Genomic DNA, 14,448 nt, shown 5'->3' with positions numbered 1-14,448 from the left:
CTAAAAAGTTTAGGATTGGTGCATATAATCGATAGTCAAGCAATTGTTAGTTGTCAGCTATATCGAGAGTACTTCCGCAATCATTTGCCACAAGTTAAGGCTCTTTGGCAGTTGTCAAGCGAGCATCGCAATTTTGCAAGAAGACAAATGTTCGTAGGTTCTTTCTCTTAGTGTACGAGCATCTGGTCTTGACAACCCTGTATGGTCTCCTGCCAAAATGATACGTCCCTATTTTGGGAATTTTTGACCGGAAGCAATGGGATACAAGCCTCGTCCTAGAAGGACGGCTTTTCCTGATTTTTAATATATTCTTTCAAAACTTCTAAAGGCGCACCTCCTATAGAAATAGCAAAATAACTAGGACTCCATAAAGCCTCTTTATGGGGTTTTTTATATCCAGCTTGTCCATACCGACGGCTAGAAACTCCTTTCAAAGCATTCACTATTTGAGAAACAGATAATTTAGGCGGGTATTCAATTAGCGCATGAACGCGATTCTCTTCCCCATTAAATTCAAGGACTCGAAAATCCATTTTTTCGGCAACTTCACAAAACGACTTCTTAACCTATAACCTGAGTCAAGCCAGATTCAGTTCTCTTTAGATTTTGTTTACGAATCAGCTTTAAGTTTTTTAGCTTCCATAGTTCTAGTTGGGTCATTAATCGACCAATTTAGGATATTGACAAAAGCAACTAACTGTGGGTTTATAGCTAACAGCAATATAAATATACATAAACATAACAACTTTATCTATTTCTCGTTGAGCTAAAGAAATGGATAATTACGAGCTAAGAGGGAAAGAAATTTGTTTTTCCTTTTCTTTCATCGCCACCAACTACTTTTTAATTTTGACTATGAAAGACAACACATTTTTGCTAGTTCACACAGATTTGGATGCCAGAAAAGCGACTGAGTATTTGTCAAAAATACCTAACATTATTTGGGCATCTCCAGTGTACGGACCGGATCATATCGTTGCTTATCTAGAATCAGATGGTCCGGGTGAGATGGAAGAAGTGATCGAGGATATTCGCGCAAGGCGTTATATCAAGTCTATTGACTCCCGCCCTTGCAAAGTTATTCCTGGATACGAGGTAAAACCAAGTATTGAGTTTACTCTGCCTGTAAGAGCTTGTCTCATGATCAATGTAAACTATCACACGCTCAAGGAGCGGGATTTAGTTGCCTTCTTGAAGAGTAAGCCGTACACAGTACAAGTGCGTGCCTGTTGGGGTCCATCAGATACTATTGCTTTGATCGAAGCGATGGATAATGAAGAGTTACGAAACGTTGTCTGCGACGAAATTAAGTTATATCCCGGCGTTAACTCACTCAGTACCCGTGTGTGTTATGAAAAAATTTAAACAAGATAACTGATGCAAGAAATTCCTTACAGCAAGATTTTGCAATGGTATCAGGAAGAGTATTCTCAACAGCAGTCTGAATCTGTTTACGGCTCTCTTAAAGAACACCTTATCAAGTTTTTTAAGGTGCTCGAATCCTGTAAGAATTTGACTACAGTTTTGGAATTAGGGTGTGGTGATGGTGCAAATGTCATTGCCTTAGCTGAGAGAGGATATCACGTTACTGGAATTGACATAGCCGGAGAAGAAGCAGTGCTTTACCGCGCTAGCCAAAAGTCTCTTGATACTGTCAAATTTATCACCGCTGATATAACCTCCTATCCTTTTGACAAGGAATTTTATGACTGTGTGTTATGTGCGGGTGTTTTCCATCTCCTAAACGCAGAGCAGATTGAGGTTGTGGCTCGTAAGGCAAAAAGAGCAGTCAGCCAGGGGGGGCTGATTTGCCTGGATGTTGCCACCAACATGAAACGAGTGTTCAGAGATTCAGGAGAAGAATTTACGTTCACTGGATTGGCAAATTGGTCGGCTCATCAAGCAAAGGAGTTTTTCACTAATCTATTTTCAGACTGGTCTGTCTTGGATATGTTCTCGTTTCATAAAGAAGCAGATTGGCCTGTGAAACCCGGAAATTATCCTATTGCTCCCTATCATTGGAGTGCTGATTATGTTTGTGTAATCGCCAAGCACCCAACTGCCTAATTTGGATTTTGGACAAAAGAAGGTTTTTCGCTTGTGGTTAACGCGAAAAACCTTCTAGGATCATAAATAACCTCAGTTATCTGAAGCTTTTTTGGCTTCTTCAACCCAACCATCAAATAAAACTTGATGACTCTTAATCCACTCTTGAGCATGGCGACAGATATCTGGGATACTATTTTCACCTTGCTTAAACCGTTGATTTTGGGCATTGATATCGTTAATGGGAATCTGAATCAGTTCAAATAAACGTTTAGCAGCAGGGTTGCGAGCCAAAAATTCCTGATTAGCTACAATTCGGATATTATCAACGGGAAATCCGAGATTTTTCCCATCAAATGAAGTATCTTTTGCTGTCAAATCTTTCTGCTCTTTGGGTAAAGATGTAAAAGGAACTTCTAGCCAAATGACATCTTTACCTGGTTTTAATACTGCGCTCGTCCACGTAGGAGTCCAAGTGTAATAGAGGACTGATTTACCTTGCTTCTGGCGAGTAATGGTGTCTATAATCAGGGCTGAGTAACTTCCTCTGTCTTGCTTAACTGTATCTTTTAATCCGTAAGCCTGAATGTGATGCTCAATCACAAATTCACAAAACCAACCTGAATTGCACCCTGTCAAATTCGCTTTACCATCCCCATCTGAGTCAAAAAGTTTGGCAATTGCTGGGTCTTTGAGTTGTGCAAGGCTGGTGATATTGTATTTATCAGCAGTTTTTTTATCAATTTGATAACCTTGCAGGGCATTGCGAACCAGAACTCCAACTTTTTCTAACTTCTGTTTGCCACCAGCTTTTTCAAAGAATGACCCATGACTTTTTTCCCAAAAGGCAGGGGTATATTGTAGCTCGCCGTTGCCTATAGCAGGAAACATGGTCGCATATTCAATTTGCTTTGGCTCTGGAGTTTTGTAACCAAGTTTTCTCAAACCTATGTTAACGATCTCGGTTTGAAATCGGTCTTCTTGTAAAGTGCTATGGGCAGATTGTACCTCCACATCAATACCTGGCATTTCTTTTCCTGCGGATGTTGTGGAAACAGGGGGAGCTTGTTGTTTGGGAATGGAAACGACCAGTAAGGCTAATACAATGATTGCCGCGAAGGTAGCGAAAATTTTTTTGAATTTCGATCTGGAAGTAAAAAAACCTATGGGTCCACGCTGTTTCCAGGAGACTTGATGGCTATCTGTACCAAAAACATTGGTTATCCGGTCAAGCATCACTGCAATTAGGACAATACTCAATCCCCCCACACATGCTAATCCCACATTTAACTGACCCAAACCCCGTAACACCATACCTCCCAGTCCCTCCACACCAATCATGGAAGTTATCACTGACATGGATAAAGCCAATAGGATAGCTTGATTTACCCCAACTAAAATGGTGGGCATGGCTAAGGGAATTTGTATTTCCCACATTATTTGTCTGGGAGTAGAACCAAAGGCGATCGCGGCTTCCACTACTTCTGTTGATACTTGCCGAATTCCTAAGCTGGTCAGGCGAATCAAGGGCGGTACGGCGAAGATAAATGTGGCTATGACTCCCGAAACTTTACCAATGCCAAACAGCATCACCACTGGTACTAAGTAGACAAATGAGGGCAGGGTTTGCATGGCATCCAGCAGGGGTCGCAGCCATTTCTCCAAGCGCTGATGACTGGCACTGAGAATGCCAATTACAATACCAACTACCATGCAAAAAGCTACAGCAGTTACCACTAGGGATAATGATACTATTGCTTGCTCCCAAGCCCCCAAAAAACCAATCAAACTCAGAGCGACAATGCTATAAATGGCAATCCTACCTCCCGCTATTTGCCAAGCCAGTAAACCAAGTAAAATTAGGAAAATTAAGGGTGGAATGCCCAGGAAAAACCATTCCATGCTCTCTAGGGTGAAAGCAATGGGAAGGCGAATGGCTTGGAAGAAGGGGCGATAGCGATCGACAATGAAGTTAACACTGGAATTAATCCAATTCTCTAGGGGTAAAGTATAAAGCTTAAAGGGGTTGAGAATTGTGTCTAAGCTCCCTTGATTGGTGGCAATTAAGTTAGAAGATAGGTTGAGCGAAGGTAACACAATTTAGTTTCTCCTGTCTAACTGAGGCAATTGATGCTATTTATCTGAGTTGCTAATACTAGCAAGGACATCAGCCAATTCTACAATTCCTTGGAATTTACCTTGCTTATCAACTACTGTTATAGGTAGTCCTTGTTGGTAAAGAGGAAAAGTATCTTCTAAGATAGTATTAGCTTTGACTTGAGGAAAGTCTATTTGCATTACTTCAGTAATGTCTGGTTTTTGCTGTTTTAGAGCGGATTCAAGGCTTTGTTTATTAAGTATGCCTACTGGTTTACCATGATTATCCACAACACAAGTATGTTGGAGAAGATGGTCTGCCATTTTCTTTAGTGCTACACTTGGTGAATCTTCAGAGAGAATCAAAGGAATTATTTTACGAACAATTGAGCCGATGGTGAGAACTTGGGCGCGGTTAACATCTTTGGTAAAGGTGCGGATATACTCATTAGCAGGTTGAGTAATTATTTCCTTTGGTGTGCCAATTTGGACAATAGCACCATCTTTCATCACTGCGATGCGATCGCCAATTTTTAGTGACTCTTGAATATCATGGCTGATAAATACAATAGTTTTGTGTAGTTCTTTTTGCAGTCGTAACAATTCACCTTGCATTTCCCGGCGAATTAAGGGATCGAGGGCACTGAATGCCTCATCCATTAGTAAAATATCTGCATCTGTGGCTAAAGCGCGAGCTAAACCTACCCTTTGCTGCATTCCGCCACTGAGGGAGGAGGGTAAAGAATCGCCCCATTGGGCTAAACCTACTGATTCTAGGGTCTCCAGGGCTTTTTGATAGCGTTTGGCTTTGTCTATCCCTTTAACTTTGAGACCATATTCGACATTTTCAGCCACTGTTTTGTGGGGAAATAGACCAAATCCCTGAAACACCATTGACACTTTCGTAAGGCGAATTGACCGCATCCGTTTCTCATCAACATGGGCAATATCTTCGCCGTCAATATAAATATGTCCACTGGTAGGATTAATGAGACGATTAATACAGCGAACCAAAGTTGATTTACCTGAACCAGATAATCCCATGACCACAAACAATTCCCCTTGATTAATGGTCAGAGATACATCGGCAATGCCTAAAACACTACCTGTTGCCTTGAAAATAGAATCCCTAGTTTTACCCGAGCGGAACAATTTGAGAGCAGCATCAGGTTTATCTCCATAAATTTTAATCAGATGTTCAATCGCAATTTTAGACTCTGGATGTTTCATTTTCTAGATACAAGATTTCACAAGTTCATAGCGTTATTGAGTCTCTCAAATTCACATAAAACTGAGCAGAAACCTGCTTGATTTCTGATTGTTTCAATTTTTGTTTTTGCTTGTTCTCAACTCAGCTTCCCTTGATTTTTTTGCATAGCTACTGCCAAGCTTCGACTGCTAGACATAATGATCGCTCTTTTTAGTCTAAAGTCCAGTTAAACCAGTGAACAGCTACCTACGCAGTGACGCCTGCTATGGTGGGGGATTTAAAAGAGCCCTCCGGGTATGCCTAGTGGGTACGGCCACGGCTATCGCCTGTACCGTGCGTCCTCCGGAGGAGGCACGGCACGTCTGAGCGCAGAGCGTCCCGTAAGGGATACGACGAACGCCACTTGCTCTACTTGGGGAAACCCCAAGACCGCAGTGGCTCACCACCAACGCTTTGGGTCCAATTGGTGTGGTGTTTCCCCCGGAGGATGAAACTGATAACTGATAACTGATAACTGGTAACTGTTAATTAACCTTTCTAAATACTCACCTTGCTGTAAGCCCGAACCGTTCTTGCAGAAAACAAGCGCTCAACAGCCTCATGAGGATAGGGTCTAGAGACATGCGTTGGCTATCATCCATTTCAGGCAGTTTGTCTAGGAGTGCGATAACTTTTGCTTGGTTGAAAAACGGCAATGATGCCATCACTGAACTACGCAGCGTGTCCTCCGTCAATTGGTGAAAAATCTCATTTGGCTTCAGACTGGGAGGTGGGGAAAGAAACATGTGTTTTTGGCGATGATAAACTGTATCAGTTAAGAAAGGACGTGCCGCTTCTCGCAATATGTATTTTTCAGTCATTCCACGAATTTTCAGGGAAGCTGGAATCTGGCAGACTAATTCAACAACGTGGTGATCTAAAAATGGCAGACGCCCTTCCACGGAATACGCCATTTCCATTCCGTCTCCGTACATTCTTAAAAGTAAATGTAGCAACTGTATTTTAGACCGCACATAAAGGGATTGATGTACGGGTTCCCGCCCAGCTAGTTGACCTTGCACATCAATCTGATTTAACCAGACGCGATAGGCATCTTGATTAGCAAATTGAGTAGTAAACTCAGACGAATAAAGAGAGCGGATTTTTAAGCTAGTCTCCGAACATATTTGTATCCAAGTCGGCACAAAACCTAGCGTTTGCTGCACACTCTTAACTGGCTTCGATCTTTCATCAGAGACTAAGTATCCTGAAGCAATTGCATTATTGCGTCGCAACTCTTCTAATAGTTCCTGTACAGTGTTGTCGTCTCGATCTTGTGTGTTATAAAGCAGCATATCCCGACGCAAATCGGCATATCCTCCAAATATCTCGTCAGAACCTTCACCTGTGAGCACAGCTTTGTAACCGACATCTCGCGCAGCCTTACTCAACAACAACTTACAAATACTTCCAGCGTTGTTTATCATCATCTCACCGTGCCAAATCGTATCAGAAAAATAGTCGGCAAGGTCAGACTGACGAACTGGCACAACATGAATCTTTGCCCCAGCGCGAATTGCTGCTTCGCGAGCCAAGGCTTCTTCGTTATAGGCTGGATAATCAAAGGAGATAGTAAAGGTCTGAATGGGTTCAGACATATGTGTTGCTGCCATACCCAACACCGTTGATGAATCGAGTCCACCACTGAGATAGCAACCAATTGGTACATCGGCTCGCAAGCGGACTCGAATTGCCTCGTTCAAAGTGTAGCGAAGTTTTTCGATGTATTCGTCTTCACTGTATTTAGAAACAGGAGCGTCAATTCGGGGATAATTAAAATCCCAGTAGCGAATGAGTTGCATGTGGTAGCGGTTTGCAAGAAGGAAGTAACCAGGGGGCACCTGATATACTCCTTGAAATAAGGTGCGATCTTGAGGCAGTACACCACTGTTGTCTTGAAAAAAAGATTCGTAATCCCATTGAGCAGGTACACCTGCTGCAAACAATGCCTTAACTTCGGATGCTAAGTAGAGGGTATCACCAATTACGGCGTAGTAGAGAGGCTTGATGCCAAAGCGATCGCGACCAGCAAACAAAAGCTCATTCCGTTCATCCCACAGCACAAACGCGAATTCACCGCGCAAATATTGTAAGCATTGTGTACCAAATTCGTCATAAAGATGAAGGGCTATTTCACTGTCAGAATTGGTACGCACTCGGTAACCCCATCGTTTCAAGTCATCCCGTATCTGTTCAAAGTCATAAAACTCCCCGTTGACAACAATATGTAAATTCTCTTGTTCGTTAGAAATCGGCTGTTCACCCGTTCTCAGGTCAATAATACTGAGTCGGGTGTGACCCAACCCAACTCGTCGATGCGATGCAATCCAATGGTTTTGTCCGTCTGGTCCGCGATGATGTAATGTTTGCGTTGCCTGTTTTAACGACTCCTCTGAAATGGTACCGTTTTTGGAGAAAAATCCTACAATTCCACACATAAATTGACCTTCCGTTTTCCCTTCTTATTAATTCATTAACTAGAATTCTCTGAGGCTATTCCTTCGGAGAACGCTAACGCGAACGCAGCTTGTTTCACGGGAGGTTGGGGGACTTGCATTACACTTTTTCACTAATTTGTTCAACAGTCCCGACAGCTTAGAGTCTTATCACACACTTCGGGTTTTCACTAAAATGTAAAAGTAGTTTGCAGTAATCCAATCCAAATACTGTTGTTGGCTGCATTATGCTCAGGATTAGTAATCAACAAAACTCCCGGAGTAATAAAGACTCTATCAGTCACTGGATAGCGATAAGATAACTCAAAATGCATCGAAGTATCCCTATCTAAACGAGAAGGAACATCATTACTTATAACCTTCGGGGGCATACCCAAGACAAAATTTAACTGACTGCCTAACTTACCCAAGTCCGGTATTACTGCAGTAACAGCCCAACTCCAGATATCAGCATTAGCTCCAATTGAACCATCTAAACCATTAACACGGGGCGAACTCTCAGCAATCGCATTAAAATAGCTAACCCAACCGCCTAAAATCAATTTATCGCTCAACTTGTAAGTAAACTGTAAGCCATAAGCATTAGAGGAAGTCGCCGTACTTTCTCCAAAAGGCAACTGAGCAAATCTGCTACCTTTACTCCCAGTTACATCAATAGTTGAACCGGGTTCAGAAGCGTAATAGTGACCATAGGTAAAAGCGAGTGCTAACTTATCAGATGGAGTATAAGTTACCTGAGCTAAGGCAGTATATTGACCCCCAAACAGTCCCTCAAGTAGATTGCTACCAGACGTACTTAAATAACTAACACCAGCGGCAATTTTATCGGTGAAGTTATAGTAAACTACAGCACCCGTACCAAAAGCAAACGAAAATATAGGACTTTCAGCACCAAAATTGGAAATAGAAGAAACAGGATTTAGGGCAGGAAAAATGCGAGTGGGAAAGTCAGCAACAGATGCGATCGCTACCTTACCACGTTTACCGCCGATAGGAAATTCATAAAATAACGAATTTAGCGTAATATCATTGCCATTATTAACAGTACCAATCAGCTGAGTCATTTCTGTTCCAGTAACACTGTTACCAAAATTGCTAGTATTTCCAGCTCGAATGTTAGTACGCAATCGGTCTTTACCTGTAAAACTTGTATCAAAGTTGAGATTTACTCGCGTTGATAAAGTAGGAATTTCATTCAAGTCTTCCCTGGGATTTGCCCCAGAAACAACAGCTTTCTTGTCCCCAAAAGCACTAATTAAATTAAAATCTACTGTCCCCCGGAGAACTGTAGTAGTACTAAACCGATGGTCTTTGACAAAAGCTACTCGCTCTTCTAAGTTATCTAGCCTGGTGGTGAGGGCTTTCAGTTCTGTCGCAAAATCTGCTTGTAGCCTTTGTACAACTGCCAAGTCTTCTTGATTAGAGAATGTATTGCTCAAGCTATAAATGATGCGTCCAGTCTTTATAAAGCAAGTATTAAAGGCAGCAGCAAATTCATAACGGGTTATAGCACGATTACCTTCAAAAGTCTCTTTTTCAGAACCAGCAATGCAACGATATTTTTCTACCAAGCTTCGTAGTGCTTCATAAGCCCAATCTCCAGGGCTAACATCTCGCAAATCTTCGACACGGGTAACTCCCTGCATCAAATCTGGTGGTTGACTATATAGTTTGGGCAGCTGTAATTGGTTAGTAGGAATTTCTTGGACTTGAGGTTTATCATCAGAGGTTATTGAGCGAAGCCTATCACCAGCAGATACTTTGTTTTCCAAAGTACTGGAAATGACATTGGAATTACTCAAGGTTTCTTCCCCAAAATTATTTGAGTTGAAAGTTGTTACAGATGATGGACGCGGATATTGGTTAGTCGTGTTAATTTCATCAGTTGATGTGTCCATCACACCTGAAGTGTCTGCCAATCTAATAACTTGCCCAGGAGCCTCATTCTTAGAAGGCAAGTTTGCAGTTGTTTGAATCTCGGGTACCGTCGTATTAGTATGATTTGCTTGCGCCAACACCGGAGGTAATACTAACAAGTTACAACCCAGTATTACCGAAGTTAGTGGCAATGGCACACCCAATTTGCTCATAATTTCTGCTTTCTGTCACACAAACAATACATAACAACCATTTTTCTTAGGGACGAACTCTAAGTTCCTTATTAGCAGTTTCAATCACTTTTTTAGCTACATTTTCTGGAATTTTCGTATACTCTAGCTCTCGATTAAAACTTTGCCCCTTAGTTAAAATCCATATCAACAAATTCTTATTAGCTTGAACAAGATTTTCGGTGGGATACTTTTCAGAAAACAGTAGCCAACTCAAACTAACCAAGGGGTAACCATCTTCTGGATCATCAATGTCTTCAGTCGTGAAGTCATCGTTAAACTTTATATTGGCTAGGGCTTTTTCAGTTTCTGCCAAAGTTGGTGCCACGTAACGACCTGTTCGATTTTCAATCCTAGCTGTAGGCAGATTATTCTGACGAGCAAAGTTTGTTTGAACATAGCCAATCGCACCATCAATTCTTCGCACTTCTCCAGCGACTGCACTATCTTGGGGAAGAGCAGCGAAAACCTGAAATCCCCAATTCGGTTCCCGGCTAGCTTCTATCTTTCCTCCTGTAATTTTTCGCAAGTATCTAGTTAGAGTTAAGGTAGTACCGCTACTGTCGGATTGAACTACGACTTGAATCTTTTTGTTAGGAAATCTGGAATCAACCTGGTTCCAATTGGAAATTTTACCTGTAAATATTTTTGCGAGTTGCTCACGAGATAATTTGACATCGAAAGTCACATCTTCAAGATTATAAACAATAGCTATTGACCCTCCCCCTGTTGGTACCATCAGCAACCCATCTTTCATTTGATTTTTCTCAATTGGGGTAGGAATTAAAGTCGTACCTCCGAAGTCTACAGTTTGATTTATGAACAAACGAATGCCACCACCACTGCCAATAGCAGTGTATTGGAACTTGACGCCTGTTTCTCGTTTGTATTCTGCACTATAGCGTTGATAAAGAGGTTCAGAAAAAGAAGCACCACTACCCTTAAGTAATTGGGCAGAAGCAGCATTAGCAGTGAAAGTCATCGTTGTTAATGACAGTGCAACGACGATTTTCTGCCAATGACTGATTGTAAATGTCTTCATAGCTCTGTGTCGCCCAATTGCATATTTTGACTAATTTGCTAAATCTTAATTTTTTTTCGGTAAATCATGACTTTATTACCATCAGCAGCAATTTCTAACCAAAAATCCTGAATGACAAATTGATAGAAAAATTCGCCAAGACGAGTACTCCGCCAAGTGCTGATAAGTTGATCATTTGGTGCCCATCGTTTGAAAGCTTTTACAGCAATTTCAGGAACTCCACTGGTCTCTATTTGCTCGTCAACTTGAACAAGAGTGCCACTCGGAGTCACTTGTACTTCAACATCAAAGCCTTGTTGGTTTCTACCTCTGAGTATGTATATTAACGAACCATCTGACTTCAGTTCAATTCGGGCTTGGTTAAATTCAGCATTGGTCGCTGTCTTTGCTGAAGACATTGCTGGAAGTGCTACTTCTTCCAGGGGTATTTTTCGTACTATTCCCCCTAGATTTTGGGCTATTAAGAAACTTCCACTGTTATTGAAAGATTGAGCCTGAGCCTCACCCAAATAAACAGAGGAAGTGAGCAAAGCTATTCCCGTAATTGTTAAAATTCTCCGACAAGTAGTTGTGCAGACAATCATCATTTTTTTGGTTTTTTGTATTATTCATTAAAATTGAATTATTGTCCAAGTAACTAATTTTTATTACTTACTTCCTTCAACGATTCTTTATTACTCTTCACTTGCAAAAACTTAATTTTTGACTCATCCAATACGCTTGGTTTGACTGGAAAGTAGCCCAGATTAGAAATTTCTTCGTTCACATAGGTCAAGTAATAATTAACAAATGCTTTGACTTCTGGTCGTGTCCGAATCGCTTTGGCATCTGCATAAATATACAAAGGACGAGTTAGAGGATATCCTGACAAGAAAGGGTCTACTTGATCAATAGCGATCGCCCTCAATTTGTCGCGGTTTTGTTGATAGGAGCTATACTCTAAAAAGCCAACCATGTAAGGATTAATTAAAGCTTCTGAATGCAACTGCTCTACAAAGTCATAAAATACCGTATCGGGAGCATTAATAAGTTGGCTGGCATTCCCCTTGAGGATAGCTTGGGCGAACAGGTCAACTGACCCTCCAGTACCAGCCCCGGCTGGGACAATACGTTTAATCACTTCCGGTGGCCATTTGGGATTCACATCTGACCACTTTTGCACAGTGAATACCTTTGCCAGTTCGTCGCGCGTCAGACTGTTTGGGACGAAATTATTCTGAGAACTGACTACAATGGTGACTGCATCAATGGCAATTGGAAAACCTATTGGCTCAATACCTGACTTAGCACAGGTGGCTGACTCCTGACTGGTAATCGGGCGAACCGCATTGACAATATCTACTTTTTTCTCCTCGCAAAATAGCTTGAAGCCAACAATCGTATCAATACCAGCGAGCTCAATCTTGTTAGGATAGCCGTCTTGGATAAAGCGTTGAGCAATAGCCTGACTAATCGGCAAAACTACCTGAGATCCCGATATCGCCAGTTGTCCCTCCAGTTCCAGGGGGTTCACTTCCGGTAACACAATGCCCTGTTTAGCTGAGTCTTGGGTTGAAAGGGGTTTAACTAATTTACTCTCGACCTGCTGAATCCCTAAGTTTTCTTTTGAGGTCTTGTCTGCACTGGCAGACCTGTCAATATTTGCTTTTGAAGTTGTTGACCCTTGGGCGCAGGCTGTCAATAGTAAAACCATGCTGCTTAAAACTAAGCAACTCCTTTTCACCTTTGCTCTGGTTATCCTGATCATCCCAATCGCACCCGCCGACCATTGTTACTAATTAATTGACTTGCCTCATCTTTGATTCCTTTGGCAAGTCGAACTTTCTTTTTCCGTACTTCGATATACTGAAGAATCTCTGAAGCAAATTTGTTGTTAGACTCGAGCGCTTCGACAATCTCTTTGGCTGGAATCAGTATCACCTCAACCCCTTCATTGGCAACGACTGTAACTGGACTTACCTCTCCTGGAAAGATAGCCATTTCACCAAATACTTCGTTAAGTCCAACCTTGTCCACTATCTGGCGGTTACCTTGTTCATCTTTTAGGTAAGCCTCTCCCCTACCCTTGAACATAATATAAAGTCCCTCGTCTTCTTTGCCTTCCTGAACAATTAACTCACCCTGACCGTAGGCTTTAAATCTAGTCCGCTGGGCCAGTTTTTCAATCTGATTATCATTGAGCGTTAGGAAATAGGGGAGCGATCGCAAATAAGTTGCCAATTCCTGTTGGCGGTTCTCGACTACTTGAGGAATCCGGCTCGGTATCCCAAGTTTCGCATCGACGGTGTACTGCACTTGCATGGGATAGGGGATGGTAAAACCATAACGTTTGGTTAAATAGTAAAGTCGCACTTTCAGTTCCGGAGCAACGAACATATCTTTCTCAGCCACCACTTCATACCAAAGGTCGTAGGTGATACGGTCGTTTTCATAGGAACTAACCACAGCAAAACCTTCAGATTGGATGCCATTTATACCCTCGACCAAGCTATTGAGTGCTGGAATCACTTCATTAGGAGAGTCGTCATAAGAAAAGCTGGCAGAAATGTTTTTCCAAATTCCTCCCTGACCGTAATTGATAATTTTTGCCTTCGACAACACCCCATTGGGAATGTTTAATTTCATGAAAGGATTTGCTATCGTGACTGACCACCAATTTTGTTCTAGTACCCGTCCCTGCTGCTTTCCATCTAACTCAATCCAATCACCCGTTTTGAACGGTTTGGCAAATAGCAGCAGTAATCCTGACACTAGGTTGCTGAGGGTATCTTGCAGCGCTAGGGCAATTACCGCTGAAGCTACCCCCACAGCGGAACCCAAGCCAGTCAAATTTATACTCCAAACTTCATTGATAATGTGATAGCCAATACCTAAGATCACTACAGCCCTAGCTACCTGAAAGAACAGGCTAGGTACATGAATTTGCCATTTTATCGGTTGCTTTTCTGTGGTCAACAAAGCGTTGATTAAAGAAAGTCCCGCCACAATAATGGCAACCCAAGTTAACGTTTCCACAAAACGTGCCCAGGAATCTTTGCCAGCGACGCTAAAAACCTGTCGCATGACCAAGATCACGGCTAAGGGAGGTAACACATACTTGCGTACCTGACGTAGACCAACTGCTAAGGGGTGTTGCTGCCGTTCCAATCTTGAGGCGGCTTCATCAAGCAGTATACTCAACAATGGGAATGCCAACCCCAAAAGCAATAGCCATCCCAAAAGTGATTTATCCATAAGTGTTTTTTAAGTATTTTTTTACGAACAATATACAAACAAGGTAGGTGAGGAATGAATGGGCGCGTAGGATCTGGGTACTGGGTGCTGGGCCAATACAGTTCAGTTAAGGATTGATCCTCCCTAGCCCTCCTTAAAAAGGAGGGAACTAAGCCCCCTTTTTAAGGGGGTTGGGGGATCTTAACAAAACTAAACACCACTAACTGAACCGTATTG

11 protein-coding genes and 1 pseudogene are annotated in these 14,448 nt (G+C 42.0%); 3 read left to right on the top strand and 9 right to left on the bottom strand.

From position 1 onward, the window contains the following. Positions 1-275: 275 nt before the first annotated feature. Positions 276-566, bottom strand: a pseudogene (gene tnpA / locus V5G28_RS18140) (IS200/IS605 family transposase); the annotation flags it as partial. 289 nt (positions 567-855) lie between these two features. Here tnpA and V5G28_RS18135 point away from each other — a divergent pair. Next, a complete protein-coding gene (locus V5G28_RS18135) occupies positions 856-1,365 on the top strand; it encodes a hypothetical protein (protein ID WP_336231157.1) in 510 nt (169 codons plus the stop codon). 12 nt (positions 1,366-1,377) lie between these two features. Beyond that, entirely contained in the window at positions 1,378-2,067 is a 690-nt protein-coding gene (locus tag V5G28_RS18130; protein WP_336231156.1) for a class I SAM-dependent methyltransferase, read from the top strand. Between the two features lie 72 nt (positions 2,068-2,139). On the opposite strand, the gene proX is transcribed toward V5G28_RS18130, so the two are convergent. Beyond that, positions 2,140-4,143 carry a glycine betaine/L-proline ABC transporter substrate-binding protein ProX gene (gene proX, locus V5G28_RS18125; RefSeq protein WP_336231154.1) on the bottom strand — a complete coding sequence of 668 codons (2,004 nt, stop codon included), beginning with the start codon at positions 4,141-4,143 and terminating at the stop codon, positions 2,140-2,142. 36 nt (positions 4,144-4,179) lie between these two features. After that, positions 4,180-5,373 carry a quaternary amine ABC transporter ATP-binding protein gene (locus tag V5G28_RS18120; protein WP_336231152.1) on the bottom strand — a complete coding sequence of 398 codons (1,194 nt, stop codon included), beginning with the start codon at positions 5,371-5,373 and terminating at the stop codon, positions 4,180-4,182. Between the two features lie 276 nt (positions 5,374-5,649). Here V5G28_RS18120 and V5G28_RS18115 point away from each other — a divergent pair, with 276 nt between their 5' ends. Further along, the gene (locus V5G28_RS18115; RefSeq protein WP_336231150.1) at positions 5,650-5,844 is read left to right on the top strand and encodes a hypothetical protein; all 195 of its coding nucleotides are present in this window, start codon (positions 5,650-5,652) and stop codon (positions 5,842-5,844) included. A 54-nt stretch (positions 5,845-5,898) separates the two neighbouring features. Here V5G28_RS18115 and asnB read toward each other — a convergent pair whose 3' ends face one another. The 6 genes from asnB to V5G28_RS18085 all read right to left on the bottom strand — a co-directional run bounded on the left by asnB (position 5,899) and on the right by V5G28_RS18085 (position 14,232). Next, positions 5,899-7,830 carry an asparagine synthase (glutamine-hydrolyzing) gene (gene asnB / locus V5G28_RS18110; RefSeq protein ID WP_336231148.1) on the bottom strand — a complete coding sequence of 644 codons (1,932 nt, stop codon included), beginning with the start codon at positions 7,828-7,830 and terminating at the stop codon, positions 5,899-5,901. A 188-nt stretch (positions 7,831-8,018) separates the two neighbouring features. Further along, positions 8,019-9,938 carry an iron uptake porin gene (locus V5G28_RS18105; protein ID WP_336231147.1) on the bottom strand — a complete coding sequence of 640 codons (1,920 nt, stop codon included), beginning with the start codon at positions 9,936-9,938 and terminating at the stop codon, positions 8,019-8,021. A 46-nt stretch (positions 9,939-9,984) separates the two neighbouring features. Then, positions 9,985-10,998, bottom strand: a complete 1,014-nt coding sequence (gene pstS, locus V5G28_RS18100; RefSeq protein ID WP_336231145.1) for a phosphate ABC transporter substrate-binding protein PstS — start codon at positions 10,996-10,998, stop codon at positions 9,985-9,987. Positions 10,999-11,036: 38 nt separating this feature from the next. Further along, positions 11,037-11,585, bottom strand: coding sequence for a hypothetical protein (locus V5G28_RS18095; RefSeq protein WP_336231143.1), 549 nt, complete (start codon positions 11,583-11,585; stop codon positions 11,037-11,039). Positions 11,586-11,635: 50 nt separating this feature from the next. Then, the gene (locus tag V5G28_RS18090) at positions 11,636-12,691 is read right to left on the bottom strand and encodes a substrate-binding domain-containing protein (RefSeq protein WP_336231141.1); all 1,056 of its coding nucleotides are present in this window, start codon (positions 12,689-12,691) and stop codon (positions 11,636-11,638) included. A 50-nt stretch (positions 12,692-12,741) separates the two neighbouring features. Beyond that, a complete protein-coding gene (locus V5G28_RS18085) occupies positions 12,742-14,232 on the bottom strand; it encodes a cyclic nucleotide-binding domain-containing protein (RefSeq protein WP_336231139.1) in 1,491 nt (496 codons plus the stop codon). Between the last annotated feature and the right edge of the window lie 216 nt (positions 14,233-14,448).

The organism is Scytonema sp. PRP1, from assembly GCF_036697665.2.
Classification (GTDB): Bacteria; Cyanobacteriota; Cyanobacteriia; order Cyanobacteriales; family Nostocaceae; genus Kalymmatonema; species Kalymmatonema gypsitolerans.
The sequence above is the reverse complement of the archived record's forward strand: the minus strand, read 5'-3'. Positions and strand labels throughout refer to the sequence as shown.